23 protein-coding genes are annotated in these 25,843 nt (G+C 71.5%); 7 read left to right on the forward strand and 16 right to left on the reverse strand.

Annotated features, from left to right (window positions below):
- Window positions 1-204: 204 nt before the first annotated feature.
- Window positions 205-813 (forward strand): ACT domain-containing protein, encoded by a 609-nt coding sequence (locus tag ACIBI9_RS05105; protein WP_397220628.1) that lies wholly within the window; start codon window positions 205-207, stop codon window positions 811-813.
- A 22-nt stretch (window positions 814-835) separates the two neighbouring features.
- Here the strand turns inward: ACIBI9_RS05105 and ACIBI9_RS05110 are convergent, their stop codons facing one another.
- A complete protein-coding gene (locus ACIBI9_RS05110; RefSeq protein WP_364855813.1) occupies window positions 836-1,192 on the reverse strand; it encodes a metalloregulator ArsR/SmtB family transcription factor in 357 nt (118 codons plus the stop codon).
- A 181-nt stretch (window positions 1,193-1,373) separates the two neighbouring features.
- Between ACIBI9_RS05110 and ACIBI9_RS05115 the strand changes: the two genes are divergently transcribed.
- On the forward strand, window positions 1,374-2,354 hold the full coding sequence (locus tag ACIBI9_RS05115; RefSeq protein WP_397220629.1) for a cation diffusion facilitator family transporter: 981 nt from the start codon (window positions 1,374-1,376) through the stop codon (window positions 2,352-2,354).
- A gap of 88 nt (window positions 2,355-2,442) precedes the next feature.
- Window positions 2,443-3,654: an MFS transporter gene (locus ACIBI9_RS05120; RefSeq protein ID WP_397220630.1), complete on the forward strand. Its 1,212-nt coding sequence runs from the start codon at window positions 2,443-2,445 to the stop codon at window positions 3,652-3,654.
- Here ACIBI9_RS05120 and ACIBI9_RS05125 read toward each other — a convergent pair.
- Genes ACIBI9_RS05125 through ACIBI9_RS05135 form a run of 3 tightly spaced genes read right to left on the reverse strand, consistent with a single transcriptional unit; the run spans window position 3,638 to window position 7,051 of the window.
- Window positions 3,638-4,510, reverse strand: a complete 873-nt coding sequence (locus ACIBI9_RS05125; RefSeq protein ID WP_397220631.1) for a carbohydrate kinase family protein — start codon at window positions 4,508-4,510, stop codon at window positions 3,638-3,640. The two genes, ACIBI9_RS05120 and ACIBI9_RS05125, sit on opposite strands and share 17 nt — an antisense overlap.
- 49 nt (window positions 4,511-4,559) lie before the next feature.
- Complete coding sequence (locus ACIBI9_RS05130; RefSeq protein ID WP_397220632.1) at window positions 4,560-5,585, reverse strand: LacI family DNA-binding transcriptional regulator; 1,026 nt, start codon at window positions 5,583-5,585, stop codon at window positions 4,560-4,562.
- Between the two features lie 5 nt (window positions 5,586-5,590).
- A complete protein-coding gene (locus ACIBI9_RS05135) occupies window positions 5,591-7,051 on the reverse strand; it encodes a glycoside hydrolase family 13 protein (protein ID WP_397220633.1) in 1,461 nt (486 codons plus the stop codon).
- 229 nt (window positions 7,052-7,280) lie between these two features.
- On the opposite strand from ACIBI9_RS05135, the gene ACIBI9_RS05140 reads away from it, so the two are divergent.
- On the forward strand, window positions 7,281-8,567 hold the full coding sequence (locus ACIBI9_RS05140; protein WP_397220634.1) for an ABC transporter ATP-binding protein: 1,287 nt from the start codon (window positions 7,281-7,283) through the stop codon (window positions 8,565-8,567).
- Between the two features lie 84 nt (window positions 8,568-8,651).
- Window positions 8,652-9,260 (forward strand): TetR/AcrR family transcriptional regulator, encoded by a 609-nt coding sequence (locus ACIBI9_RS05145; RefSeq protein ID WP_397220635.1) that lies wholly within the window; start codon window positions 8,652-8,654, stop codon window positions 9,258-9,260.
- A gap of 8 nt (window positions 9,261-9,268) precedes the next feature.
- On the opposite strand, the gene ACIBI9_RS05150 is transcribed toward ACIBI9_RS05145, so the two are convergent.
- The 3 genes from ACIBI9_RS05150 to ACIBI9_RS05160 all read right to left on the reverse strand — a co-directional run bounded on the left by ACIBI9_RS05150 (window position 9,269) and on the right by ACIBI9_RS05160 (window position 12,548).
- Window positions 9,269-9,985: a TetR/AcrR family transcriptional regulator gene (locus ACIBI9_RS05150; RefSeq protein ID WP_397220636.1), complete on the reverse strand. Its 717-nt coding sequence runs from the start codon at window positions 9,983-9,985 to the stop codon at window positions 9,269-9,271.
- Window positions 9,986-10,019: 34 nt separating this feature from the next.
- Entirely contained in the window at window positions 10,020-11,231 is a 1,212-nt protein-coding gene (locus ACIBI9_RS05155) for an FAD-dependent monooxygenase (protein WP_397220637.1), read from the reverse strand.
- 66 nt (window positions 11,232-11,297) lie between these two features.
- The gene (locus ACIBI9_RS05160) at window positions 11,298-12,548 is read right to left on the reverse strand and encodes a hypothetical protein (protein ID WP_397220638.1); all 1,251 of its coding nucleotides are present in this window, start codon (window positions 12,546-12,548) and stop codon (window positions 11,298-11,300) included.
- 121 nt (window positions 12,549-12,669) lie between these two features.
- Between ACIBI9_RS05160 and ACIBI9_RS05165 the strand changes: the two genes are divergently transcribed.
- On the forward strand, window positions 12,670-13,293 hold the full coding sequence (locus tag ACIBI9_RS05165) for an FMN-dependent NADH-azoreductase (protein ID WP_397220639.1): 624 nt from the start codon (window positions 12,670-12,672) through the stop codon (window positions 13,291-13,293).
- Here the strand turns inward: ACIBI9_RS05165 and ACIBI9_RS05170 are convergent.
- The 3 genes from ACIBI9_RS05170 to ACIBI9_RS05180 all read right to left on the reverse strand — a co-directional run bounded on the left by ACIBI9_RS05170 (window position 13,290) and on the right by ACIBI9_RS05180 (window position 17,000).
- Window positions 13,290-13,949 carry a Uma2 family endonuclease gene (locus ACIBI9_RS05170; protein WP_397220640.1) on the reverse strand — a complete coding sequence of 220 codons (660 nt, stop codon included), beginning with the start codon at window positions 13,947-13,949 and terminating at the stop codon, window positions 13,290-13,292. The genes ACIBI9_RS05165 and ACIBI9_RS05170 overlap by 4 nt on opposite strands.
- Before the next feature lie 117 nt (window positions 13,950-14,066).
- Window positions 14,067-15,257, reverse strand: a complete 1,191-nt coding sequence (locus ACIBI9_RS05175; protein WP_397220641.1) for a hypothetical protein — start codon at window positions 15,255-15,257, stop codon at window positions 14,067-14,069.
- A gap of 426 nt (window positions 15,258-15,683) precedes the next feature.
- Window positions 15,684-17,000, reverse strand: a complete 1,317-nt coding sequence (locus tag ACIBI9_RS05180; RefSeq protein ID WP_397220642.1) for an acyltransferase family protein — start codon at window positions 16,998-17,000, stop codon at window positions 15,684-15,686.
- Window positions 17,001-17,104: 104 nt separating this feature from the next.
- On the opposite strand from ACIBI9_RS05180, the gene ACIBI9_RS05185 reads away from it, so the two are divergent.
- The gene (locus tag ACIBI9_RS05185) at window positions 17,105-18,007 is read left to right on the forward strand and encodes a D-isomer specific 2-hydroxyacid dehydrogenase family protein (RefSeq protein ID WP_397220643.1); all 903 of its coding nucleotides are present in this window, start codon (window positions 17,105-17,107) and stop codon (window positions 18,005-18,007) included.
- 2 nt (window positions 18,008-18,009) lie between these two features.
- On the opposite strand, the gene ACIBI9_RS05190 is transcribed toward ACIBI9_RS05185, so the two are convergent.
- The 6 genes from ACIBI9_RS05190 to ACIBI9_RS05215 form a co-directional block, all read right to left on the reverse strand.
- A complete protein-coding gene (locus ACIBI9_RS05190; protein WP_397220644.1) occupies window positions 18,010-19,863 on the reverse strand; it encodes a protein kinase in 1,854 nt (617 codons plus the stop codon).
- Between the two features lie 111 nt (window positions 19,864-19,974).
- Window positions 19,975-21,141, reverse strand: a complete 1,167-nt coding sequence (locus ACIBI9_RS05195; protein WP_397220645.1) for a cytochrome P450 — start codon at window positions 21,139-21,141, stop codon at window positions 19,975-19,977.
- 212 nt (window positions 21,142-21,353) lie between these two features.
- Window positions 21,354-22,145 carry an IclR family transcriptional regulator gene (locus ACIBI9_RS05200; protein WP_397220646.1) on the reverse strand — a complete coding sequence of 264 codons (792 nt, stop codon included), beginning with the start codon at window positions 22,143-22,145 and terminating at the stop codon, window positions 21,354-21,356.
- A gap of 85 nt (window positions 22,146-22,230) precedes the next feature.
- Complete coding sequence (locus ACIBI9_RS05205) at window positions 22,231-22,962, reverse strand: XdhC family protein (protein ID WP_397220647.1); 732 nt, start codon at window positions 22,960-22,962, stop codon at window positions 22,231-22,233.
- A gap of 67 nt (window positions 22,963-23,029) precedes the next feature.
- Entirely contained in the window at window positions 23,030-25,378 is a 2,349-nt protein-coding gene (locus ACIBI9_RS05210) for an aerobic carbon-monoxide dehydrogenase large subunit (protein ID WP_397220648.1), read from the reverse strand.
- A complete protein-coding gene (locus tag ACIBI9_RS05215; protein ID WP_397220649.1) occupies window positions 25,375-25,842 on the reverse strand; it encodes a (2Fe-2S)-binding protein in 468 nt (155 codons plus the stop codon). Before ACIBI9_RS05215 ends, ACIBI9_RS05210 begins: the two co-directional genes overlap by 4 nt.
- Window position 25,843: the final 1 nt, after the last annotated feature.

Raw genomic sequence — 25,843 nt, forward strand, 5'->3', positions numbered from 1 at the left:
CGGGGGCGTGGTCGGGGGTGTGGCGGTGGCGGAAGGCGCGGGGGAGGGGCGTACCATGACCTGCGGAAACCCGCGCCAGCCCTTTATCGACATTCCGGACTTAACACTGCATGCTGGGATATAACCGCAGCATGCGCGACATATCCGTGGAACATGCTCGAAACTTTTCCACGGCACTGTGAGAGCCTCTGAAAGGAGGCGGCAATGCTGCTGCGACTGAGGGTGTCGCTGCCGGACCGGCCGGGCGGCCTTGGCCAGGTCGCCAAGGCACTTGGAGCGCTGGGCGCGGACATCCTGCAGGTGACCGTGCTCGAACGCGAGGCCGGACGGGCCGTGGACGATTTCACTGTTTCCTGGCCGGGGCCGGTGACCACCTCAGACGCTCGTGATCGATTGTCGGCCATGCCGGGTGTGCGGGTGGAGGGCGTCTGGGCGACCAAGGAGGTGCCGGGCTCGGCGCTGGACTACGACCTTCTCATGCACGTCGTGTCCCAGCCCGCCCGGGGATTCGCCGCGCTGGTGGACGCGCTGCCGGGGTTGTGCGGGGCGGAGTGGTCGGTGGCGCTGGCCGACGGTGCCGTACGGCACGCCTCGCTGGCCGCTCCCGAGAAGTTCGAGCTGAACCTGCCGGAACCCCCACCGCGAGCCGCCACCATGGACGCCGACGAACTGCGCCTGATGCTGCTGCCGGTGGTGGCGCAGGGGTTGCACCTGGTGGTCGCCAGGGCGGACGGGCCGGTGTTCCACCGCGCCGAGCTGGAACGTGCCGCCCGCATCGTGGACGTCGTCGCCAAGCTGGCCGCCCGCGCCTGAACCCCCGGGGCAGGGAATCCGGCTAGTCGTGACGAGGCAGGCCGGACACCTCGTGGTCGGCGTGGAACAGAGCCTCCGCTATGAGAGCCCGTACGTGGGAGTCGCGTGCCCGGTAGAGCACGCGACGCCCGTCCCTGCGGGTGTCCACCAGCCCCGCCAGCCGGAGCTTGGCGAGGTGCTGCGACACGGACGGTCGTGGCACGCCGATGGCCTCGGCAAGAGAGTTCACATCCTTCTCGCCGGATGACAGCAACCACATCAGCCTCAGCCGGGTGCCGTCGCTGAGCATCCGGAAGGCATCCACGGCCGCGTTCACCTGGGCGGGAGTGGGTTGCTCTTGCGACTGGTTGGCACCTGAGGTGTTGTCGCGTGCGTACATGACTACATATCCTGATCAAAAGGGTCGAATTGCGCAAGCGAGGAATGCCATGACTGACCAGCGGGACCATGCGCCACACGGGCACGGACATGGGCACGGACATGGGCACGGACATGGGCACGGACATGGGCACGGGCACGGGCACCACCTCGGGGAGAGACGCGGGTGGTTCACTCGCGTGGTGCACGCTGTTGTGGCTCACAATCCGCTCGGTGGCCACACCCACGACAGCGCCGACAAGACCGATGCCGCCCTGGAGACCAGCAGTCGCGGCATGCGCGTGCTGGCTGTCTCGTTCGCCGTCCTGATGGTCACCGCCGCCGTTCAGGCGGTGATCGTCGTGGCCTCAGGGTCGGTCGCGCTGCTCGGCGACACCCTGCACAACCTGGCCGACGCGCTCACCGCCGTCCCGCTGGCGATCGCGTTCTCGCTCGGCCGCCGCGCCGCCACCCGGCGCTTCACCTACGGGTACGGCAGGGCCGAGGACCTCGCGGGCATCGCCATCGTCCTGCTGATCGCCGCCTCGGCGGGCCTGGCCGGATACGAGGCCGTCACCCGGCTGCTGCACCCCCAGGACCTCCGGGCCGTCGGATGGGTGGCGGGGGCCGCCGTGGTGGGGTTCGCGGGGAACGAGTGGGTGGCCCGCTACCGGATCAAGGTGGGCCGGGAGATCGGCTCGGCCGCCCTGGTGGCCGACGGGCTGCACGCCAGGACCGACGGCTTCACCTCGCTGGCCGTACTCCTGGGCGCGGGCGGTGCCGCGCTCGGTTTCCCCCTGGCGGACCCGATCGTGGGCCTGCTGATCACGTTCGCCATCTGCTTCGTGTTGCGGGACGCCGCCCGCGAGATCTACCACCGGCTCATGGACGCCGTGGACCCCGCCCTCGTGGACCACGCCGAGCGCATCCTGGGCGCGGTGGACGGGGTTCACCGCGTCGGCTCCGTACGCCTGCGCTGGATCGGCCACGCCCTGCACGCCGAGGTGGAGATCCTGGTGGATCATGACATGTCGGTGGTGGACGCCCATGCGGTGGCGGTGGAGGCCGAGCACCGGCTCATCCACGAGCTGCCGCGCCTGAGAGCCGCCACCGTACACACCGACCCGCACGGCCCCGCGGGCGCCGACCACCACGCCAGCCTGTCCACCCACCGGTCGAGCTGAGCCCGCCGCCGCGTTCCGGAACCCTCCCTTGACCGCACGCCGACCGTGAGGAACGCTGAAGCGGGAGACGATGCCGGGGGCATTACGCGTGAGGCGTCCATTCATCACCTTGTTGTCCGCCAACGCTCTGTCCGTCACCGGAAACGTGCTCTCCATGCTCGCCGTCCCCTGGTTCGTCCTGGAGACCACGGGAAGCGCCGGGCTCACGGGGCTGGCCGCCTTCGCCACCACGTTCCCCATCGTCATCTCCGCCGCGTTCGGCGCCACGCTGGTGGACTGGCTGGGGTTCCGCGGGGCGAGCGTGGTGTCCGACCTGGTGAGCGGGGTCGTCGTCCTCGCCGTTCCGGCGCTGGTCCTGACGACCGGGCTGTCCTATCCGCTCCTGCTGCTCCTGCTGTTCGTACGGTGGCTGGCCGCCACGCCGGGGGAGACCGCGCGCAAGGCCATGCTGCCCGACCTGTCGGCCCTCGGCCGCGTCCGCATCGAACACGCGACGGCGGCATACGACGGCGCCAGCCGCGGCGCGACCATGGTGGGCGCCCCGCTCGCCGGAATCCTGATCCTCTGGGCGGGACCGAGCACGCTCCTCATCGTCGACGGCGTCACCTTCCTCCTGTCGGCGGTGCTCATCGCCGGCGGAGTGCCGCGCATCGAGAACGCCGGCCGCGAATCCGGCGGCTACTTACGCGACCTGCGCGACGGTCTCACCTTCCTCTGGCACGACCGCCTGCAGCTGAGCGCCACCAGCATGATCGTGGTCGTCAACATGCTCGACACAGGCGTGACCCAGGTGCTGCTGGCCCTGTACGCCCGCGACGTGGCAGGCGACCCTCGCGCGTTCGGCCTGCTCACCGGCGCGCTCGGGGCGGGCGCCGTGGCGGGGACGATCGTGTACGGGGCCGCCGGCGAACGATTACCCATGAGGCTGACCTACGGAGTGTGCTTCCTCATCGCCGGCGTCCCCCGCGTACTGGTACTGGCGCTCGGCGCGCCGTTCCCCCTGGCGCTCGCCACGGCCGCGCTGTCCGGGTTCGCGGCCGGCGCGATCAACCCGATCCTCGGCATCCTGCAGTTCGGCCGCATCCCCGCGCCCATGAGAGCGCGGGCGCTCGGCACCATGACGGCCGCCGCGTACGCGGCCATGCCGGCCGGCGGGCTGCTGGCCGGCTCGCTCACCGAGCTGACCGGTCTCAGGACCACGCTTTACGCGTTCACCAGCCTCTACCTGATCACGTCCATCCCGCCGTTCGTCTGCCGGGCCTGGCGGGAGCTGGATCAGCCGTCTACCGCGAAAACGTAGCCAGCAGCGCGGCCTCCGTGATCGGCGACTCGTGCGTGCCGGCGACCGTGCACGCGTGCGCCCCGGCTGTCGCGCCCAGCCGTACGCACTCCTCCAGCGACCGGCCGCGCAGGGTGCCGTACAGGAAGCCGGAGACGAACGCGTCGCCCGCGCCGTTGGTGTCGGCCACCGGCCCGGGCGGCGGCGCGGCCGGGAAGGCGCGCACGCCGGAGTCGCGCGTCAGGACGAGGCAGCCGTCGGCCCCGCGCGTGCAGACGACGGTGTGGGCGCGGCCGCGCTCGAGGATGTCGCGCATCGTGGCGGCCGGGTCGGCCAGCGCGGTGGCCGACAGGAACACCAGATCGGAGCGGTAGGCGAAGTCCTTGTGATAGTCGTCGGCGCCGTCCCAGTCGTGCAGGTCGGTGGAGATCGGCGTGCCGTCGAGGTCGGGGTAGACGTGACGGCAGAAGTCCATGATCGACAGGTGGACGTGCCTGGGGCGCACGCTCGCGTACAGCTCGCGCGGCAGGCGCTCGTCCGGCGTGGCCTTCGGGTCGTGCAGCGAGGTGCGGCGGCCGTCCGGTCCCACGAGCAGGACGCTGCGCCGGGTGCCCGCCGCGGCGGGCCCGAAGGAGCAGTCGACCTCGCGCAGCGCCTGGCGGACCAGGGCGCCCTGCGGGTCGTCGCCGATCAGGTCGGCGAATGCGACGGCGAGCCCGAGCGCGTGGCAGCCCAGCGCCACGCCCGCGCCCGTGTTGCCGATCCGGTCGACGACCGGGGGCACGTGGTAGGTGTCCTGGTACGGCAGCGGCAGCTCGGGCACGTACACCGTCGTGTCGACCCCGGCACCGCCGAGGATCAGAATGTCGGTATTCATGGCCTCCACTCCGTGGAGGCGGGCTCGGTCGCCTGGGAGCCGTTGCGCCTCACCGGTTGACCAGCGGGCCGGAGCCGGTGGAGCCGCGGACGACGAGCTCCGGCTGGAAGATCAGCTCGACGTGCTTGGCGGGCGCGCCGTTCACCTCTTCGAGCAGCGTCTGCACGGCCGCCGAGGCCATCGCGCCGATCGGCTTGCGTACGGTGGTCAGCGGCGGGTCGGTGAACGCGATCAGCGGCGAGTCGTCGAACCCCACCACGGACACCTCTCCCGGCACCGACAGCCCCTTCTCCCGGCAGGCGCGGATCGCGCCCAGCGCCATCAGGTCGCTCGCGCACACGATGCCGGTGCAGCCGCGGGCCAGCAGCTGCGCGGCGGCCGCCTGCCCACCCTCGACGGAGAACAGCGAGTGGGCGATCAGCTCGTCGACGTCGGTCGCGCCGAGCAGCTGCGCCATGGCCTGCTTGTAGCCCTCGATCTTCCTGATCACCGGCACGAACCTGCGCGGCCCCAGCGCGATGCCGATCCGCTCGTGGCCGAGGTCGACCAGGTGCTGCACGGACAGCCGGGCGGCCAGGCGGTCGTCGGGCGAGATGAAGGGCGCGTCGATGTGCTCGCTGTAGCCGTCGACCAGCACGATCGGCAGCCCACGGTCGGTCAGGCGGGTGTAGCGGTCCATGCGGGCGGTGGTGTCGGCGTGCAGCCCGGAGACGAACACGATGCCGCTCACCCCGCGGTCGACCAGCAGCTCGGTGAACTCGTCCTCCGGCGCGCCGCCGGGCAGCTGGGTGCACAGGACCGGCGTGTAGCCGTGCTGGGTCAGCGCCTTCTCGATGGCCTGCGCGAACGCGGGGAAGATCGGGTTGTCCAGCTCGGGCGTCACCAGGCCGACCAGCCCGTTGCTGCGCTGGCGCAGCCGGGGCGGGCGCTCGTAACCCATGAGGTCGAGCGCGGTCATCACCGCCTGGCGGGTGGCGGCCGAGACGCCGGGTTTGCCGTTGAGCACCCTGCTGACCGTGGCCTCACTCACCCCGGCCTGGGCGGCGATGTCGGCTAGGCGAGCGTGACCGTTCATGCCACTCACTTTACTTTCCACCAGGCCGCCGAATCCCCTGCTCCAGGGACATCCGACGCGATCAGGAGCTCCCCGTCGATCCCGAAGTCCACCGGCGTCGCGGTGAGGTTGACGGCACAGACGTACTGCCCCCTGGAGAACACGAGCGTGCCCTCGGGCGACTCGTGCCAGACGAGGTCCCCGCCGAGCTCGCGCCGCAGCCCCAGCGCCTCCCGGTACAGCTCCAGCGTCGAGCCGGGCACCCCTTCCTGCGCCTCCACGCTCAGCTCGGCCCACTCGGACGGGATCGGCAGCCAGGGGTCCTGCCAGCCGGACTCGCGCGTCCACGGCAGCGGGACGCGGCAGCCGTCGCGGCCGCTGTCGGGGTCGCGCAGCCGCTGCGGGTCCTGGCACAGCTCGTCCGGCAGGTCGAGCACCTCGGGCAGGCCGAGCTCCTCGCCCTGGTAGACGTAGACCGAGCCGGGCAGCGCGAGCGTCAGCAGTGCGGCCGCGCGGGCCCTGGCCAGGCCGCCGTAGCGGGTGACGTGCCGCTTGACGTCGTGGTTCGACAGCACCCAGGTGGTCGGGGCGCCCACGGAGCCGGCCGTGGCGAGCGAGGAGTCGATCACCGCCCTGAGCTCGGCGGCGTCCCACGGGGTGAACAGGTAGTGGAAGTTGAACGCCTGGTGCAGCTCGTCCGGGCGGACGTACATCGCCAGCCGCTCGGCCGTCGGCGCCCACGCCTCGGCCACGCCGATGCGCTCGCCGGGATAGGAGTCGAGCACGCGCCGCCACGCGCGGTGGATGTCGTGCACGCCGTCGTTGTCGAAGTACGGAACCGGATCCTTGCCGATCAGCCTGGTCTGGTTCGGGTGGCCGATGTCGGGCAGGTCGCGCGGCTTGACCATGCCGTGCGCCACGTCCACGCGGAAGCCGTCGACGCCCAGGTCGAGCCAGAACCGCAGGATCGACTCGAACTCGCCGCGCACCTCGTCGTTGTCCCAGTTGAGGTCCGGCTGCGAGGGGTCGAACAGGTGGAGGTACCACTGCCCGTCCTCGACCCGCGTCCACGCCGGGCCGCCGAAGATCGACTCCCAGTCGTTCGGCTGGTCGCGGAAGATGTAACGATCACGGTGCTCGCCCCGCAACGCCTCCTGGAACCAGGGGTGGGCCGAGGAGGTGTGGTTGGGGACGATGTCCACGATCACCCGCAGGTCGAGGGCGTGCGCCTCGTCGATGAGCGCCTTGGCGTCCGCGAGCGACCCGAACAGCGGGTCCACGTCCCGGTAGTCCGCGACGTCGTACCCGAAGTCGGCCATGGGGGAGGTGTAGAAGGGCGTCAGCCAGATGGCGTCGACGCCGAGCCCGGCCAGGTACGGCAGGCGATCGCGAACGCCGATCAGGTCGCCCACGCCGTCGCCGTCTCCGTCGGCGAAGCTGCGCACGTACACCTGGTAAATCGCGGCGTCTCGCCACCACTCGGTCATAGTCTCCCCCTGACGGTCTCGACTATGAAATCCCTTGCCGCAAGTTTACGCAAGCCCTTACATACCCCTCCAATCCGGAAATTTCGGCGTAAGAACTACCAAAGCCCTCGACCGAAACGGCTGCGCAGGAGATTCTTTATGTCAAGGGTGGACATCTAGCGTTAAGGCGCGATGTACTACCTCTTCAATCAGCCTCGTCACAGGTGACACGCGCGCAAGGTGTAGGCCCATGAGCTCGGTCGTTCTCGACAAAGTGACCAAGGTGTATCCGGGCGACTACCTCGCAGTCGACCGGTTGAGCCTTCGGGCGGAGGACGGCGAGTTCCTCGTCCTGCTCGGCCCCTCCGGCTGCGGCAAGTCCACGCTGCTCCGCATGATCGCGGGTCTGGAGGAGATCACCGACGGTGACCTGTGGCTGGACGGCGAGATCGCCAACCATCTGGCCCCGCGCGACCGTGATGTCGCCATGGTGTTCCAGAACGGCGCGCTGTATCCGCACAGGACGGTGCGCGGGAACATCGCCTTCCCCTTGGAGATCGCCAAGTCGGACCCGTCGATGGTGCGCGAGCGGGTGACCGAGCTGTCGAAGGCCCTGCACATCGACGAGACGCTGGACCGCCGCCCCGGCACGCTCTCCGGCGGCCAGCGGCAGCGCGTGGCCATGGGGCGGGCCATCGTCCGGCAGCCCAAGCTGTTCCTCATGGACGAGCCGCTGTCGAACCTGGACGCGGGCATGCGTACCGAGCTGCGCATGGAGATCTCGGCGCTGGTCAGGTCGCTCGGCGTCACCACGATCTACGTGACGCACGACCAGGTGGAGGCGCTGACGCTGGCCGACCGGATCGCCATCCTGAACCGGGGGGTGCTCCAGGACGTCGGCACGCCGGCGCAGATTTACAACGATCCAGCCACCGCGTTCGTGGCGGCGTTCCTCAACTCCCAGCAGTTGAACCTGTTGGCGGCCAATGTCAGGACGCCGCAGAACCAGTACGTCATGCTCGACTTCGGCCCGCACCGGCTCACGATGCCATGGAGCGATCCGAGGGCGTACGCGATCTCGCAGCACACGGGCGGGCAGGTGCTGGTGGGCATGCGCCCGGACGGGCTGGCCCCGGTACAGGAGTCGTACGACGGGCCGTCGTTCTTCGGGCGGGTACGGGCGCTGGAGTACCACGGGCACGAGTGGCTGGCGTACCTGGAGTGCGGGGTGCCCGCCGTACCGGTGCCGGAGCCGCCGGACCCGCGCCAGCGGATCAACGGGAACAAGAACGGCTCAGGGAAGCTGTCGGGGCTCGTACGGCGGATGTTCTCCTCGCAGCGGGAAGAGGAGCACCAGGAGCAGGAGCAGGTCGGCCAGCACCCCAACAGCGGCATCCACCGCCGCTCCGACCTGATCGTCCGCCTGGGCAACCGCCCCGTCTGGCGCACGGGCGACGCCGCCAAGGTCGCGGTCGACCTTTCCCGCATCATGATCTTCACCCTCGACGGCGCCCGCATCGACCCCCCGCGCCGATAGCCGGCCGTTCGGGAACCACCTGGCTCTGGTCTAACCTGCTGTCGAAACGACCCAATTTTGTTTCTGACGGAGCGGATGGAGCCGATGCCCGCCACGGAGAGAGCCACCGGCGTCCGGCGGACCCGTCTGTCCCCGGAGCGGGAGGCGGAGCTGTACGCCGCCGTGGTGGCGCTGCTGCGCGAAGTGGGCTACGAGGCGCTCACCATGCCCGCCGTCGCCGCCCGCACCCGCTCCAGCACGGCCACCCTCTACCGGCAGTGGGGCGGCAAGCCGGGCCTGGTGCTCGCCGCGCTCCGGCATCACCAGCCGCCACCCGACGCGCTGAACGTCGACACCGGCACGCTGCGGGGAGACCTGCAGGAGATGGCCCGGCTCGTGACCTCGGTCGCGCCGGTCGAGCACGAGCTGATGGCAGGCCTGTCGCATGCCGCGCTGGGCGACCCCGAGCTCGCGCAGTCGATGCGGGAGCAGTTCGCCAAGCCGGCGCAAGAAACTATGGAACGGATGCTGCGGCGCGCGGTCGATCGCGGCGAGATCCCGGCCGACACGCCCGCCCGCGCCTACTGCGCGCATCTCCTGATCGCCGTCAGCCTGGTCCATCCGATGCTGGAAGGCCGCCCGCTCGACCAGGATCACCTGCTGGACTTCGTGGACGCGGTCATGCTCCCCGCGCTACGGCAGCCCGCCTCCTGAGCTGCGGTTCATTGCTGGAGGGTCTGGCTGCGTCCGATGAGGTCCAGCATCGCCTGCTGGATCTGGCGCAGGAAGACGAGGACCTCCTCGGCAGCCGCGGCGACGGCCGAGTCGCTGGGGGCGACCGGGGGCTCGAGCAGCCGGGCCACGGTGTCGGCGAGGACGTGGTCGGGGTCGACGCCGAGGGAAGCGGTGGCCGGGTCGGACAGGGCGGCGCCGAACCCGGTGAGCACGGCGTGCACCGCGTAGGTCAGCTCCGGCAAGGGACGGTCGTGGCGGATCAGCCCGTGGCGGTGGTGGATCGGCATGCCCGTCTCGCACAGGGCGCCGGGCGTGGTGCGGGCGAACAGCTCGCGGTCGCCGGCCTGCTGGGTGAGCAGCCGTAGCAGGTCGGCGTCGCCGCTCTGCACCCGGCGTGCCAGGGGGAATTTTAGCCCGGTGCGGATCAGCAGCGGGGCCAGGCGGTGCGGCAGCACGGTGGCGGGGTCGGCGCTGACGCGGGTGGTGATCTCGTCCATGAAGGCCAGCAGCTCGCGGGCGAACAGTCCGAGGATGAGGTCCTCTTTGGCGGGCCAGTACAGGTAGACGGTGCTCTTGCCGACCCCTGCCGCGCGGGCGATCTCGCTGACGGTGACCTTGTGCACGCCGTGATCGAGCACCAGCTCCCGTGCGCTGTCCAGGATGCGGGCGGCTTTGCGGGAGTGGCGCTCGATCAGCTGGCTCACGTGGGCTGTCCTCTTCTTCCGTGCTGGAGTCGGCTCACACGGCGGCGACGTCGAAGGTTTTGTTCTTCATGTCCGGGCCGTTCATTATCTTGCCCATGGCCGGTCCGATGACCGGCGTGCGCATGAGGCGCAGCATCGCGCCGCGCATGACCTGTTCCTTGCGGTCGTGCGGCGTGAAGATCCTGCGCATGATCAGCGCGCTGTCCTGCTCGGTCTGGATGAAGGGCCGCATCCGGGCCTCCCAGGCCCGCAGCGCGCCGGGCAGGTCGCCGGGGTGGCGCTGCAGCATGGTGCCCAGCAGCTCGCCTCCGGCGATGCCACTGGAGGCGCCCATGCCCGCGTACAAGGTCACGCACCAGGCGGCGTCGCCGACCAGGACCACCCGGCCCTGGTGCCAGCGTGGCATCTTGACCTGGTTCACCGAGTCGAACAGGAACTCCGGAGCCTGCTCGAACGCCGTGAACAGCTTCTCCAGGAGCGGTCCGGCGGGCTGCGGGCCGAACGCGGCGCGTATGGACTCGATCGGCGGGCGGGCGAACTCGGCGTCGATGTCGTCGGTGCGGTAGGAGAACAGCAGGCCCGGCGGGTGGTCGGAGAAGGGGAAGATCCACGCTGAGCGCCCCGGCTCGGCCAGGGTCAGGCCCTGCCCCTGGCCGAGGCCCTCGATCGGCCTGTCCATCACGGTGGCGCCGATCATGTAGTTCAGCGGACGCAGGTGCTCCTCGGGGCCGAAGACCAGCCTGCGTACGGTCGAGCGCATCCCGTCGGCGCCCACCACCAGGTCGAAGCGCTCGGTGACGGTGGCGCCCGAGGCGGTGTCGCGCAGGGTGACCTCCGCGGCGGAGTCGTCCTGGGCGATGTGGGTGGGCACGGTGGAATAGCGGATCTCCACATCGGCCGGCAGCGCGGAGAACAGCGCCCGCTCGATGTCGCCGCGCAGCACCACCCGCGGTTTGCCGGGCAGGTTGGCCAGGCTCATGCCGACGGTGTGACGTCCGGCCCGGTTCACCTCGTAGGGGGGAAGCTGCGGGGTGCGGTCGCCGATCGCCTCCAGCGCGCCCAGCCGCCGCGCGGAGGCGAGACCGGTGCCGAACAGCAGGATGAAGTACCCCCCTGAGCGGCGTGCCGGGGCCCGCTCCACCAGCACCGGCTCCCAGCCGACCTGCCGCAGCCGCAGCGCGGTGGCGATGCCCGCGATCCCGAGCCCCACCACCAGCGCACGGCCATGCCCGACTGCGTCCTTCATGCCGACTCCCTTTCTGTCGTGTCGGTACGACTTTAATAGACGAACTGACCAAATGGGTCCTATTGGTCAGTGCGCACAGTCGTAGAGGGTGAGACCGCCGCTCGTGGGGCTTCCTCCATAGGCGGCGGCGGGGACTTCCGTGCAGTTCGCTTTGATCCATTGCGAGCGGTTCGTGCTCGATCCGCCCATCCCGCCCCAGCCGGTTCCCAGGACGAAGCGCAGCTGCCCGGAGCCCGTCCAGTCCTTCAGCTGCTCGACGGTCGGGGCGTCGTCGATGCCGATGAAGCCGCCCATGCCGATGACGGTGGCGTCGCTGCCGAGGATGAACGTGGAGGCGAACATGGCGCCGCCCTCGACGGCGAGCTTGATCCGGGCGGGGCCGGAGTTCTTGACGGCATGGTCGAGGATCTTGCGCTGGTCGGCGGTGAGCTCGGCGCCGCCGCCGGGAAAGCCTCCCGGGAAGCCTCCCGCGAGCCCGGGTGGCATGCCGCCCGGGCTCCCGCCGGGGAATCCTTCGGGGAGCTCCATACCTGGCGGGAGTTCCATGCCGGACGGGAGTCCCATACCTGGCGGGAGTTCCATGCCGGACGGGAGTTCCATGCCCGGTGGGAGCCGCATCCCTTCCGGGAGTTCGGACCCGCCCGGAGCCGGGCCGGCTCCGCCACCGCCGCCGAAGGGCATGACCGGCGGCCCCGCGGTGGGATTGGCGCCGCCCAGCACCGACGTGGCGCCGGGGACGCTGATCGCCCAGGCCGCGGGCGCCGTCAGCACCGCCAGGACCGCGACGCCGAGCGCGGCGGGCAGCAGCCGTCGCCGGCCGGCTGACAGCAGGAGCAGGACGACCGCCGCCACCCCGGCCGCGCCCACGGGCCACACCAGCCAGCCGTTCCAGGACGGCACCCGCCCGATCACGGCACAGGCCCAGGCCGCGGTCACCGCGACGGCCCCGGCCCCCAGCGGGAGCGCCCAGCGGGCTCCCGCACGGTGGGCTCGGGCCAGCGTCGTGGCGAAGCCCGCGGTGACGGCGGCGATCGCGGGGGCCAGCTGCGTCGTGTAGTACGGGTGGAAGATCCCCTGCTGCGTGGCGAACACCAGGCCGCAGACCACCAGCCAGGTTCCCCACAGCACCCATCCGGCCGCGGCGAGCGGCTCACCGGGCATCGCGACCCCGCGCCGGCGCAGTACGGCGGCGGCCAGGGCCAGCGGCAGCGCCACCCCGCACAACGGCAGCAGCCAGCTGATCTGCTCGCGAACGCCGCCGTGATCGGCGCCGCCCCGCGCTCCGCGCTCTCGCAGGCCGCCGAGTTGGCGGCCCATTCGGACGCCAACGTCCAACGCTCCGGCGCGCACCCCCAATGTCGTCCGCTTGACTAATCGGACTGCGGTCCGTATATTCGCATGCATTAATCGGACCGCAGTCCGGAAAGGACGAGCAATCATGAGCAGACTGCTGCACATCTCCGCTTCTCCCCGCGGGGACGAGTCGATCTCCCTGGGCATCGCGCGGACGTTCGCCGAGGAATACCGTGCCACCCGGCCCGGCGCGACGGTCGATCACCTCGACCTGTGGGACGGCACGCTCCCCGAGTTCGGCCCCGCCGCCGCGGGCGCGAAGATGACCGTGTTCGGCGGCGGCACGCCCGAGGGCGAGCAGGCGGAGGCGTGGGCGGCGGCCGTGCGGACGTTCGAGCGCTTCGACTCCTACGACCGTTACCTCTTCAGCGTGCCGATGTGGAACGGGGGCGTGCCCTACAAGCTGAAGCAGTTCATCGACGTGGTCAGCCAGCCGGCGATGGTCTTCGACGTGCACCCGGAGACCGGATACCGCGCCCTGCTGACCGGCAAGCGCGCCGCCGTCGTCTACACCAGCGCCGTCTGGGGGCCTGGCCTGGGGTCGGCGTTCGGCACCGACTTCCAGTCGACGTACTTCGACGACTGGCTCCGCTGGGCCGGCATCACCGACATCCAGGAGGTCCGCCACCACCCCACGCTGACGGGCTCGTACGAGGCCGAACGCAAGCAGGCCGACGACCGCGCCCGCCAGATCGCCAGGACGTTCTAGTTCTGGGCCGTCGATCGCGGCCCGGTCAGCACGGCCGGGTCGAAGGACACGGGGAAGGGCTGGTCGAGCGAGAGGACGTTGCCCGCCTTCCCCTCCGCGACGAGTTCGTAGCCCTGGCTGCTCAGGTTGAAGACCTCGACGCGAGGCGCGTCATCGCCCTGGAGTTCGACCCTGATGAACACGGGGATGCCCGCTGCGGCGTATTTGGGAGGCTTGACCTCGTAATCGCGCCGCCGACTCCCCTTGCCCGGGCTGACGACCTCGACCACGCATACGGTGTCCGCGGCGGCGAGCATGGTGGCGTCGGTCAGCATCGTCTCGGCACGTCCTACCACGATGTCGGTAATGAGGCCATCCTCACCGACTTTGAGATTGCCTGTCTCGACCACCTCGAATGCCTCAGGTGCCGCTTCGACCAAGATCTGCCGAAGTCGCCCCGCGCAGAGCGCATGGGCATAGGCAGGCATGGGGCTCACTACGAAACTCCCGTCGATCAACTCGATGCGCTCCCCGGTTTCGGGCAGCTTGAGCCAGTCCTCGACGGTGTAGTCGCTGCTGGTCGGCGGCAAGGCGAAAAGCCTGACACGCCGGGGCGGTGGATGAGCAACAAGCCGGCCATCGTCCGGCAGAGCAGTCATCGCGTCATGGCCTTCCATGGATTCGAGTCTTGGACGCACGGGGGCATGGGGCCAAGTGTATCCGCGCGAGCACGTCGAGTGACGGGGCCACGTTACCCTGCCTTTGCGGACCTCGTCAGGCGTCCGTCAGAGGTCTCAGGAAGTGCAGGTCCAGCGGGGCCCGTCCGGGGTGTCCTCGACGAGGATGCCGCCCTCCTGCATCGCCGCCCGCAACGCGTCCGCCACGTCGTACCGCCCATCCTCACGCAGCCGCGAGCGGAGCACCAGCAGCGGCTCCACCAGGGAGGGGAGGCTCTGAGAGCGGAGGCGGGCGGTCGAGGCGAGCTCGCCGAGGCGGGCGATGAGCAGCCGCATCAGCTCCCTGGCCTGATCGACCCCGCCGGCGTCCTCCTCCGTGTCGGCCGCCCACTTGACGATCTCCGCCTCCAGGTCGAGCACCGCCTGGGCCGCCGCCACCAGGTCCGGCCGGGCCACCGCCGCCTTGAACAGCTCCTCGCACGTGTGGATCGTCTCCTCCAGCGTCACCTCGGCGGGAGCGGGGTCCGCCGGGGGCGGCGGGGCGACGGTGCCCGTGCCGGGGCCGCCCTCGGCCAGGCGGCGCACCTCGGCCAGGTCGGTGTGGGTGCCCGTGGGCAGGACCGTCGCGGAGCCGGGCCGGCGGACGGTCAGGCCGCCCCGGCCCGCAACCCGCACCGACTCGGTCTCGAGGTCGATCACCAGGGCGGTGTGCTCGTCGAGGCCCAGGACGGCGGTGCCGGGCGGCAGCTCGCGCTCCATGCGGGACAGCCGGCGCTCGCCCAGATAGCAGTAGCGGGTGTCGTGGGTGCCGCCCTCGGCGTTGTCGAAATGGGGGATCAGCACGGCCCGCAGCCCGAGCGGCTCCAGCAGGTCGACGCCCTCGCGCCAATGGAGGTCCGCACCCACCTTGTAGATCTCGTAGACCGGCACGGTGGCCAGGCCCGCCGTGCAGGCGGCGGCCGAGGCCAGCACCGTCACCCCCTCGCGTGCGCGGATCCGGGCACGCAGGTCGCCGGCCACGCCCGAGTCGGCCCACTGGTCGAGCGCATAGGTCGGGCTGCCGGGACCCGAGAAGACCCAGTCGGCGCCCGTGATCCCGGCCGCCACCTCGACCTCCAGGCCGACGCTGCGCGCGAAGTAGCGGCGGGCGCGGGCGGAGATGTCGGCGGAGTTTTCCTGGAAGGCGTAGGGAGTGTCGAGCAGCACGGCCCGCGCCCCGGCACGCAGCGAACGCGCCGCCGCGCGGTGGATCTCGACCATGGTCGGGCTCGTCTCGCCCGACCCCATCAACACCAGCAAACCCGGCATGGTTGTCGGCCCCTCTCTCGGCATGCCATCGACTACATCCGGGCCCGCCACGGCTTTCAAGAGCGTTCAGACAATGCGTCTGGGACGTACTTGCATATGATTGGCATTAAGCTGTCGGCGGTGACGGGAAGACACGTGATCCTGGTTGAGACGCTCATGCTACGGGTGGGCACCGACAATCGCTGGTCCTACCGGCATGCCCTTACCCGGCCGCGCCGAGGGGAAAGTCCCGACGAGGCGGCCCGCCGGCTCGGCGGGGTCGCGGCCCAGGACGCCGGGACCGTCGTGCACTCCACGAGCTGGCGCTATGAGCCGGACAGCGGGGTCGTGCTGACATATGCGATCTGTCCGGACCCGGCGCCGTGGCTGCCCGCGGTCGAGGTGCCCGAGCTGGAGATCGCCAGGGGCGCGGCGCCCGCGACCCCGTCACCTGAGCGCGTCGCCCTGGCCAACGTGGTCGCGCACGCGGTCAGGCACCTGGGCCTCCTCATGGCCGAGGACCCCGTCGTGTCGCAGGTCCTGTCCCGCCACCCCGCGATCGCCCTCGCCCTGGAGCCGGCGGGCGCGCCGGCCTGAGAAGCGGCGGCCCAGCGCCTGCATGGGCCGTTCGACGTATCTGTAGGTGAGCGCGCTGACGGCCAGCACCACGGTCAGGGCCAGCGCCGCCATCATGAGCTGGTACGGCGGCTCCGCCCGCCGCAGGTCACCGGTGATCGCCACGAAATACTTCAGCAGCGGGTGATGCACCAGGTAGAGCGAGTAGCTGATCAGCCCGAGCCAGGTCAGCACCCTGGGCAGCCGCCGGCCCCGCAGCGCCATCCCCGCCGCGAACGTGGCCCCGGCCAGCGCGAGCGTCGTCAGCCACACGTCGGCCTGGACCCACCACCAGCCGCCCTCGACGGCCCACAGCGGCGCGATCCCCACCAGCGCCGCGGCCACCGCCACCGGCCACAGCCGGCCCTGGCCCCGCTCCCACCGGTGGATGGCCGTGCCCGCGAACATCACCGCCAGCACCGCCACCCCCAGCCACGGCACCCGGCTGCTCAGCGGCAGCAACGCCAGCGCCATCAGCCCCAGCACGCAGGCCGCGGCCGTGCGGAAACGCCCCCACACGACGCAGGTCAGCCCGGCCGCGAACACCCCGGCGGAGACGTAGGCGGGCCACCCGCCCACCAGCACCGCCCCCGACGCCACCAGCCCCACCACCACGGCCCCCGCCGCGAACGACACCGACAGCAGCCCGCTCCGGCCGTGCCCCCCGATCAGGAACAGCGCGGTGACCAGGAGGTAGAAGACCATCTCGTACGACAGCGTCCACATCGTGTCGGCCACGCCGCCCACGTTCACGACGTCGAGCAGCATGGTCGCGTGCGCCGCCACCGCGCTGCCGTCCCTGGGCACCTCCGGCCGCACCGGCACCCACCAGGCCAGGGCCAGCACCAGAACGATCACACCGAGGTAGAGGGGATACAGCCGGAAGAACCGGCTGATCCAGAACTTGCGCACGTCGCCGTGGCGCTCCAGGGAAGTGGGGATGATGTAGCCGCTGACCAGGAAGAACACGAGGATGCCGTAGACGCCGAGGCTGAACCAGTACGGCCTGAGCTGGGGCAGGAACCACGGCAGCAGGTGCTCGGCCACCACGGCCAGCGCGCCGATCCCCCGGAGCGCGTCCAGCCACGCGAGCCTGGCGGCGGCGCTGGGGACGGGGGCGGCCACGGGCTGGGCGGCGACGGCGGACACCCGGCCCAACCTACCCACGAAGGCTGAAGAGATGCTGGCACCGGAGAACGTCGTGCTCACGCACCGATACGCTGGTGATCCCGTGGCGAGAAGGAGGCCCCAGCATGACCGTCGCCGTCCATGTCGGACCCGAGCCGGTGCCCGTGCTCATCGAGGCGGTGCAGCGGGCGGGCGGCCGGGTCGTGCCTCTGGAGGAGGCCGAGGCGATCGTCTTCTACGGCGGCGGCCCCGAGGAGCTGCGGTCGATGCTCCACGAGGGCATCCGCTGGGTGCAACTGCCGAGCGCGGGCATCGAACGGTTCGCCGACGCCGGGCTCATCTCCGAGCACCCGGTCTTCACCGCCGCCACCGGCTCCTACGGCCTGCCGGTGGCCGAGCACGCGCTGGCCATGATGCTGGCGGCCGCGCGCCGTCTGTATCAGTCGGCCAGGGCCAAGACGTGGGGGCCGAAGACGTCCAGGGAGTTCGCGGGCTCGACGGTCGCGATCGTCGGCTACGGCGGCATCGGGCGGGTGCTCATGCGGATGCTGGAGCCGTTCGGCTGCCGGGTCCTGGCGGTCACCGACAGCGGCGAGGCGCCCGGCGCGGACCTCGTGCTGCCGCGCGCCCGCTACCGCGAGGTGCTGCCCGAGGCCGACTACGTGGTCGTCCTGGCGCCGGCCACGCCGGAGACGAGGGGGATGTTCGGAAAGCGGGAGTTCGAGCTCATGCGCGAGGACGCCTGGCTGGTGAACGTCGCCCGGGGCAGCCTCGTCGTGACCGACGAGCTGGTGGACGCGCTGCGCGCGGGCCGCATCGGCGGCGCGGCGCTCGACGTCACGGACCCGGAGCCGCTGCCCGACGGGCACCCGCTGTGGAGCCTGGACAACGTGCTCATCACGCCGCACTCCGCCAACCCGCCCTCCTCCTACTGGCGCGGCCTGACCGAACGCGTCACATCCAACGTGCGGCGCTTCGGCGACGGCGCCCCGCTGGAGGGTGTGGTCTCGTCGTCCGAAGGTTTCTGAGCTCAGCCCAGGTTGAGACGGGCCCCGCTGCTCAGCCCCGAGTCGTGCACCTCGAGCGCGGCCGGGGCGAGGTCCTTCGGAAAATCGAACACGAGCGCGCCGACGAACGACTGGCCCGCCTCGATGCGGATCGGCGTGATCTCCTTGCCGTCCTTGTCGAGCAGCTTGGTGCCGCCGTGTAACTCCTTGTCCTCGTCGACCAACTTCTGCTGGCCCGGGTAGAGCACCCTGGCCTCCTGGCCGACGTTGCTGACGCGTACCCCGATCTGGCACGTGCGGGTCTGCGCCGCCTTCGCCGGCTTGGGGCACTTCGTGCTGGTGACGGCGAAGCGCAGCTTGCCGTCCTGCACGGGCCCGTCCTCGCCGGCCGCCGGGGAGCGCAGCATCCACATCAGCGCCACGATCAGCCCCACCACCAGCACGAACGTGATGATCAAGGCGGTCATGCAGCCCGCGAACACGCCCCGCTTGCGCTTGGCGGGCGGGTAGCCCGGCAGCGGCCCCTGGCCGGTGGCGGAGTGGTGGGGCATCGGCCCCTGCCCGGTCTGGTGGTGGGGGACCGGCCCGGTGAGATCCGGGTGCGGCCCCCGCGGCCCCAGCCCGGTCTGCGGCACGGGGCCGGTCCGCTCGGGGTGGGGGGCCGGAGGCTGCTGCGGCACCCGGCCGATGCCGGGCGTGGGCCCGGTCCGCTCCGCGGGTGGCGGCATCTGCCCTGGTTTGGGGCCGGTGCGCTCGGCGGGCGGCGGCTGCATCATGCCCGCCTTGGGGCCGGTGCGCTCGGCGGGGGGCACGTGGCTCGCCGCCCCCGGCGTGGGGCCGGTGCGTTCGGCGGGCGGCGGAGGCTGCGGGCCGCGGGGCTCGGCATGCGGGGCACGACTCTCGGGGCGGCGGGGTGGGCGCGGACGACCCGCGCCCGGCACCTGGCCCGTGCGGTCGGGCGGCATCGGGTGCGGCGGCCGCGGCATCATCGGGAAGTCCGACGGGTTCCACGAGTTGGTCAGGTGCTTGGTGGCGGCGAGCTGCGCCGCGGGCTCGTCGGCCGCCCCCACCAGCTCCAGCAGCAGCTGCTTGGCCGCGGGCCGGCGCGCCGGGTCGGGGTGGATGGCCGCCGCCACCAGCCGGTCCAGGGGCGCGGGCAGCCCCCGCAGGTCGGGCGGCGCGCTGCGGGCCCGGGCCGCCATCACGTACGCGTCGCCCTCGCCGAACGGATGCCCGCCCAGCCCCGCGTAGGCGATCAGCGACCCCCAGGCGAACACGTCGCCCGCCGGGCTGGTGCGCCCCTCGAAGACCTGCTCGGGAGCGATCCATCCGGGCGTGCCCATCACCATGCCGGCGTTGGTGTGCCGGGAGCTGACGTGCGTCGAGCGCGCCAGCCCGAAGTCGATCACCCGGGGCCCGGCCAGCGTCAGCATCACGTTGGCCGGCTTGAGGTCGCGGTGCACCAGCCCGGCCGCGTGGATCGCGGTCAGCGCGGCGGCCACGCCGACGGCCGCGGAGTGGAGCACCGACGGCGACAGCGCGCCGTGCTCGATCAGGTGGTCCTCGAGCGAGATGCCGTCGATGTACTCGGTGACGAGGTAGAGGACGCCGCGGTCCTCGCCGTGGTCGAGCACGCGCGCCGTGCAGAACGAGGCCACCTTGCGCGCGTTGGACACCTCTTCGTGGAAACGCGCCCGGTAGACGGGGTCGGCCGTGTAGTCGCGCCGGATCGCCTTGAGCGCCACCCGCTGCCCGTCGGCCGCCTTGGCGAGGTAGACCACGCCCATGCCACCGGAGCCGAGACGGCTGATCAGCTCATAAGGGCCGATCGCCGGCGGATCTTCCGGCTCCAGCGGAGTGCCTGCGGAGCGCCCCAATGTCGCCGTCCTCTCGCCGTCGTCATCCCGTCTCAACCCGAACCGTTCCTCCGCCCGGCACGTCATTTTGTACCCAAGACTCTAACGGAGGAAGTGCCTGCCCGGTGGCGACTAGTTCTGAGCAGGCGAGGGGGCGCCGTGGATGCGCAAGGGGCGCATCGTCACCCGCAGGCGCGAGAGGTTGAGGCTGTGGGGGAGGGGGCGGTGCGGGGACAGCAGCCGCCCGACCGGCTTGGGACGGGCGGCGCGGACGATGCCGGCCAGGAAGGCGGTCCCGACCGTGAGCGAGAGGTGCACGCCGTCGCAGCCCGGCCCCTTGAACGATTGCGCCCACCACTCGTTCGCCGCGGTGCCGTCCAGCCAGATCTCGGGGGCGAAGGTGTTCGCGTACGGCAGGCGCGGGCTGCGCTGGTGCGCGGCGATCGGCACGAGCACGGTGGTGCCGGCGGGCAGGGTGGTGCCGTACCAGTCGGTCCTGGTGGCGGTGACCCGCGACAGCGCCGGCACCGGCGGCCACAGCCTCAGCCCTTCGCGCAGGCAGGCCCGCAGGTAGTCGGCGTCGCGGCGGGCCGACTTGCGCTGGGCCGGGTGGGCGGCCAGCAGCGCCAGGGTCTGCATCAGCCCCGCCGACAGCATGCCGAGGCCCATCAGCCAGAACGCCGCCTGCATGAGCCCGCGCGAGCGCCCCACCCCCGGCCTCTCCGCGATCAGGCCGGCCAGGCTGCCGGGTTCGGCGCGCCGCAGGTGGTCGAGGATGCGGGCGTCGTACCGGCCCGAGAGCAGGTCCTGGCGCCGCCTGTCGCGCCACCTGCCGGCCCGCGTGAGGTCCGCCAGCAGGCGGGTGAGCTCCACGTCGTCGGCCGCGCCGTCGCCGTAGACGCAGCGTCTGGCCACCCGCTGCCACCGGGCGTTGAGCCGGTCGTGGTCCACCACGCCGGAGGTGAGCTCCCCGGCCTCCTCCCTGGCGATGTCGACGAACGTCGGGCGCAGCACGTCCGTCGGCAGGCCGAAGGGGCGTTGCTCGACGCCCTGCGCGTATTCGCCCTCCTCCGACAACACGCGCAGGGCGTCCCGCTTGGAGATGATCAGCAGCGCGGGGCCGCGCAGGCCGCGCACCAGGACGGGGCGGCCGCCGTACCTGGACTCGAGCTCGGCCAGCAGCGCGCGGGAGCGCAGCGGGTCGCGCCCGGGCATCAGATGCGGCGCGCCCGGCGGGACGATCGTGGCGGCCAGGCGCAGGCTCTCCAGCACGGTGGCCCGGGGGAGGCCCCTAGGCACGCGCAACCTTCCCTGTTCCGACCGGCGCCCGCGGATCCGTGGTCATGCGGGCTCTGACCTTTCGGACCGCGGGCGCCTCCTGGGTGGCCGGAGCAGGAAGGAAGTCCATATGCCGATGTGATCTCCCGTGGCGCCGCGTTCGCAATCAGGGGTCTCGGCCACCGGAACACTTCTGGGCGGACGCCGCGGAGATGTTCCGATGGCTGGAACGCCTAGGCGCCGAGGAGGGCGGCCGAGATGGCCTGGGCGGCCCCGCGAACGGAGATGCCGAGCTTGGCGAGCGGCGCCGTGCCCGCGGGGGCGGCCACGCCGAGTGACATGCAGATCCGGCCGCCCGGGCCGAACACCGGCGCGGCCACACACGCCACGCCCTCGGTGAACTCCTCCTGCGAGTACGCCACGCCGTGCCGCCTGACCTGGGCCAGCTCGCGTTCGAGCCCGGCCGGCGTGGTGATCGTGCGGCGCGTCATCCGCTCGAACGAGCCGCGCGCCAGCAGCTCCTGGCGCAGCCTCTGGTCGAAGGCCAGCAGCGCCTTGCCGGTCGCCGTGCAGTGGAGCGGCGCGCGGTCCATGCCGTCGGAGCGGGAGTCGACGCGGTTGTGGCTGTAGAGGCGCTCGACGTAACGGGCCTCGAGGCCGGACGGGACGGCCAGGTTGACCGTCTGCCTGGTGGCCTCGTACAGGTAGAGCAGGTACGGCAGCACGACCTTGCGGGTGCCGGGCACGCGGGCCCGGGTGATGCCGGCCATCGTCTCCAGCAGCTCGCCCGGCACGTAGCCGTTGCCCACCCGCCTGGCCAGCTCGCGCGAGCACAGCACGCCCAGGATGCGGTGGGCGGTCGACTTGGGCAGGCCCGTGCTGCGGCACAGCTGCGAGAGGCTGACCGGGTGGGAGGCGGCGCTGAGCGCCAGCAGGATGTCGATGCCCCGCTCCAGGCTGCCCGGCTGGGCCGCGGGGCGGTCGTCGGCCATCCTCTGCACTTGGCGGATCAGTTCCGTCGGCATTGATGTCCTTTCGCTCTCCGGAGAGCGAAAGGGGCTTCCCGGGGGCTGCGGTTGTCCTTTCCTTGGCGTACCCGGCTGCCGCCCGTTAACGCAGGCTGATGATCTCGGCGTACACGGAAACCGCCACTTCACCGGGCGTTCTGGCACCTATGTCCAGACCCGCCGGAACCCGCACGCGCTCTCCTCCCTCCACGCGCGCCAGGACCGCCGTGCCGCGCTTGCGGCTGGCGATCAGCCCGATGTACGGGACGCCCTTGGCCAGCGCGTCACGCAGGACCGGCTCCTCGCCGACCCCGTGCGAGGCCACCAGGACGGCATCGGCGTCGGCGGTGATCCCGGGGCCGGTCTCGATCTGGTATCCCAGCGCCTGGCCGACGGCGGCGAAGGCCCGGGCGATGGGGCTGTCGCCGTACACGTGGATCAGCACGGGAGGCAGCACGGCCTCCAGGAAGATCTCCAGCGTGCCGCCGGACAGGCACGGCTGGCCCACGGCGATCAGGCCCTCCTCCTCGCGCGGCTCGCCCGCCTCCGGCGTGATCCGCAGCAGCGTGGTCCCTGCCGCGCGCCGGAGTTCGAGCAGCCGCAGGCCCTGCGCCCGGACGGTGTCAGTGGCGCAGACCCCGCCGACGAACCCCTCGATCGTCCCGTCCGGCAGCACCAGCGCGCGGTCGCCCGCCTTCGCGCTGGTCGGCCGCTGCGCCCGCACGACCGTGGCCAGCACGTACGGCTCCCGCCCCGACCGCAGCCGCGCGACCCGGGCGTCCAGGTCTGCGGCCGGCCGCGGCCGAGGCGTCGGCATGCCGAGAAACTCGTTCATGCGTCCTCCTTCGTCGGACGCATGAACGAAACTCGGCTGTGTCTGATTGTTCGCTCGCTGCGCTCACTCACGGGATGGCCAGGTCCGTGCGGAACGGGTCGCCGTTGACGACGCGCCAGACGTTCGCCGGGGTGAGCGGCATGTCGGCGTGGCGCACACCGTACGGCTTGAGCGCGTCCACCACGGCGTTGACCACGGCCGCGGGAGAGCCGACGGTGGCCGACTCGCCCACGCCCTTGGCCCCGATCGGGTGCGTCGGCGAGGGCGTCACGGTCTCGCCCAGCTCCCACGACGGGCACTCCATCGAGGTCGGCAGCAGGTAGTCCATGAACGACGCCCCCAGGTGGTTGCCGTCCTCGTCGAACGCCATCACCTGCATGAGCGCCATCCCCACCCCGTCGGCGAGCCCGCCGTGGATCTGCCCCTCGACGATCATGGGGTTGATCCGCACGCCACAGTCGTCCACCGCCACGAACCTGCGCACCTTCACCTGCCCCGTCCCCGGATCGACGTCGACGACGCAGATGTAGGCGCCGAACGGGTACGTGAGGTTGGGCGGGTTGTAGACGGTGACCGCGTCCAGGTGGCCTTCGACGCCTTCCGGCAGCTCCAGGTTGGAGTGCGCGGCCAGCGCGATCTCGGCCATCGACTTGCCGGCGGACGGATCGCCCACCACCGACCACCTGCCGTCGGCCCACTCCAGGTCGTCCGGCGCGGCCTCCAGCATGGCCGCCGCCACGATCTTGGCGCGGTCGCGCACCTTCCTGGCCACGATGGCGGTGGCCGCGCCGGAGACGGGGGTGGAGCGCGAGCCGTACGTGCCCAGCCCGAACGGCGTCTGGTCGGTGTCGCCGTGCACCACCTCCACGTCGTCGGCCGGGATGCCCAGCTCCTGCCCGACGATCTGGGCGAACGTGGTCTCGTGCCCCTGGCCCTGCGACTGGCACGAGACCCGCAGCACGGCCTTGCCCGTCGGGTGCACGCGCAGCTCGGCGCCGTCGGCCATGCCCAGGCCGAGGATGTCCATGTGCTTGCGCGGGCCCGCCCCGACGGCCTCGGTGAAGAAGCTGACGCCGATGCCCATCAGCTCGCCCCTGGCCCGCTTGTCGGCCTGTTCGGCGCGGAGCTTGTCGTAGCCGGCCATGTCCATGGCCAGGCGCAGCGCCCTGGGGTAGTCGCCGGAGTCGTACTCCCAGCCGGTGGGGGAGTGGTAGGGGAACTGCTCGGGTCTGAGCAGGTTGCGCATCCGCAGGTCGGCCGGGTCGAGGTCCAGCTCGGCGGCCAGTACGTCGATCATGCGCTCGACCAGGTAGACGGCCTCGGTGACGCGGAAGGAGCAGGCGTAGGCGACGCCGCCGGGGGCCTTGTTCGTGTAGACGCCGGTGACCTCGCAGTGGGCGGCCTCGATGTCGTACGAGCCGGAGAAGACGTGGAAGAAGCCGGCCGGGAACTTGGTCGGCTGGGCCGTGCCGTTGAACGCGCCGTGGTCGGCCAGCACCTTGACCCTGATCGCCTGGATCCTGCCGTCGCGCGTCGCCGCCACTTCGCCGCGCATGTGGTAGTCGCGGGCGAAGGCGGTGCTCATGAGGTTCTCGGAGCGGTCTTCCATCCATTTGACCGGCTTGCCGGTGACGATCGAGCCGACGATCGCGCACACGTAGCCGGGATATATCCCGACTTTTCCGCCGAAACCGCCGCCGATGTCCGGCGAGATCACCCGGATCTTGTGCTCGGGCAGGCCGGCCACCATCGCGTACAGCGTCCTGTGGGCGTGCGGCGCCTGCGTGGGGCACCAGACGGTCAGCTTGCCGGTGACCTTGTCGAAGTCCGCGAGCGCGCCGCACGTCTCCAGCGGCGCCGGGTGCACGCGCGGGTAGAGCAGGTCCTGGGCGACCGTCACCTCCGCCTGCTCGAAGAGGGCGTCGGTGCGGGCGCGGTCGCCGGCCTCCCAGTCGAAGATGTGGTTGCCGGTACGCCCTTCGAGATCGTCCCGGATGACCGGGGCGTCCGGGTCGAGGGCCTTCCTGGCGTCGATGACCGCGTCGAGGGGGTCGTACTCGACGTCGATCAGCTCCAGCGCGTCGCGGGCCGAGTAGGCGTCCTCGGCCACCACGAACGCGACCTCCTGGCCCTGGAAGCGCACCTTGTCCGTGGCGAGCACCGCCTGGGTGTCCTGCGAGAGCGTCGGCATCCAGGCGAGGCCGAGCCCGGCCAGGGTCTGCCCGGTGATGACGGCCTTGACCTTCGGGTGTGCCTCGGCGGCGCTCGTGTCGATGGAGACGATCCTGGCGTGGGCGTGCGGGCTGCGCAGCACGGCGCCGTACAGCATGCCGGGCAGCCGTACGTCGTCGGTGTAGTTGCCGCGGCCCCTGATGAAGCGGGCGTCCTCTTTGCGGTGCATGCGTCCGTAACTCATGATTTCGCCTCCTCCTGTGCAGCCCAGCGGATCGATCGGACGATGTTCTCGTAGCCGGTGCAGCGGCACAGCTGTCCCGAGATGGCCTCGCGGATCTGGCCCTCGTCGGGGTCGGGCACGCGGTCGAGCAGCGCGCGGGCGGTGAGCAGCATGCCGGGCGTGCAGAACCCGCACTGCAGCCCGTGGCACTCCACGAACCCCTTCTGCACCGCGTCCAGTTCCCCGTCGCGTTCCAGGCCCTCCACGGTGGTCACCTCGTGGCCGTCGGCCATCACCGCCAGCACCGTGCACGACTTGACCGGCACGCCGTCGAGCCGCACCGCGCAGACGCCGCAGTTGGAGGTGTCGCAGCCCCAGTGGGTGCCGGTCAGGCCGAGCTCGTCGCGCAGGAAGTGCACGAGGAGCAGCCTGGGCTCGACCTCTCTGGTGTACGGCTGCCCGTTCACCGAGACCGTGATGCGCATG

It is taken from the genome of Nonomuraea sp. NPDC050451, from assembly GCF_044458585.1.

Bases quoted from the DNA above. Each gene is read 5' to 3' on its own strand.
- ACIBI9_RS05105 (WP_397220628.1), top strand. From the start codon at position 205: ATGCTGCTGCGACTGAGGGTGTCGCTGCCGGACCGGCCGGGCGGCCTT.
- ACIBI9_RS05110 (WP_364855813.1), bottom strand. From the start codon at position 1,192: ATGTACGCACGCGACAACACCTCAGGTGCCAACCAGTCGCAAGAGCAA.
- ACIBI9_RS05125 (WP_397220631.1), bottom strand. From the start codon at position 4,510: ATGAATACCGACATTCTGATCCTCGGCGGTGCCGGGGTCGACACGACG.
- ACIBI9_RS05130 (WP_397220632.1), bottom strand. From the start codon at position 5,585: ATGAACGGTCACGCTCGCCTAGCCGACATCGCCGCCCAGGCCGGGGTG.
- ACIBI9_RS05135 (WP_397220633.1), bottom strand. From the start codon at position 7,051: ATGACCGAGTGGTGGCGAGACGCCGCGATTTACCAGGTGTACGTGCGC.
- ACIBI9_RS05140 (WP_397220634.1), top strand. From the start codon at position 7,281: ATGAGCTCGGTCGTTCTCGACAAAGTGACCAAGGTGTATCCGGGCGAC.
- ACIBI9_RS05145 (WP_397220635.1), top strand. From the start codon at position 8,652: ATGCCCGCCACGGAGAGAGCCACCGGCGTCCGGCGGACCCGTCTGTCC.
- ACIBI9_RS05155 (WP_397220637.1), bottom strand. From the start codon at position 11,231: ATGAAGGACGCAGTCGGGCATGGCCGTGCGCTGGTGGTGGGGCTCGGG.
- ACIBI9_RS05160 (WP_397220638.1), bottom strand. From the start codon at position 12,548: ATGGGCCGCCAACTCGGCGGCCTGCGAGAGCGCGGAGCGCGGGGCGGC.
- ACIBI9_RS05165 (WP_397220639.1), top strand. From the start codon at position 12,670: ATGAGCAGACTGCTGCACATCTCCGCTTCTCCCCGCGGGGACGAGTCG.
- ACIBI9_RS05170 (WP_397220640.1), bottom strand. From the start codon at position 13,949: ATGGAAGGCCATGACGCGATGACTGCTCTGCCGGACGATGGCCGGCTT.
- ACIBI9_RS05175 (WP_397220641.1), bottom strand. From the start codon at position 15,257: ATGCCGGGTTTGCTGGTGTTGATGGGGTCGGGCGAGACGAGCCCGACC.
- ACIBI9_RS05185 (WP_397220643.1), top strand. From the start codon at position 17,105: ATGACCGTCGCCGTCCATGTCGGACCCGAGCCGGTGCCCGTGCTCATC.
- ACIBI9_RS05200 (WP_397220646.1), bottom strand. From the start codon at position 22,145: ATGCCGACGGAACTGATCCGCCAAGTGCAGAGGATGGCCGACGACCGC.
- ACIBI9_RS05205 (WP_397220647.1), bottom strand. From the start codon at position 22,962: ATGAACGAGTTTCTCGGCATGCCGACGCCTCGGCCGCGGCCGGCCGCA.
- ACIBI9_RS05210 (WP_397220648.1), bottom strand. From the start codon at position 25,378: ATGAGTTACGGACGCATGCACCGCAAAGAGGACGCCCGCTTCATCAGG.
- ACIBI9_RS05215 (WP_397220649.1), bottom strand. From the start codon at position 25,842: ATGCGCATCACGGTCTCGGTGAACGGGCAGCCGTACACCAGAGAGGTC.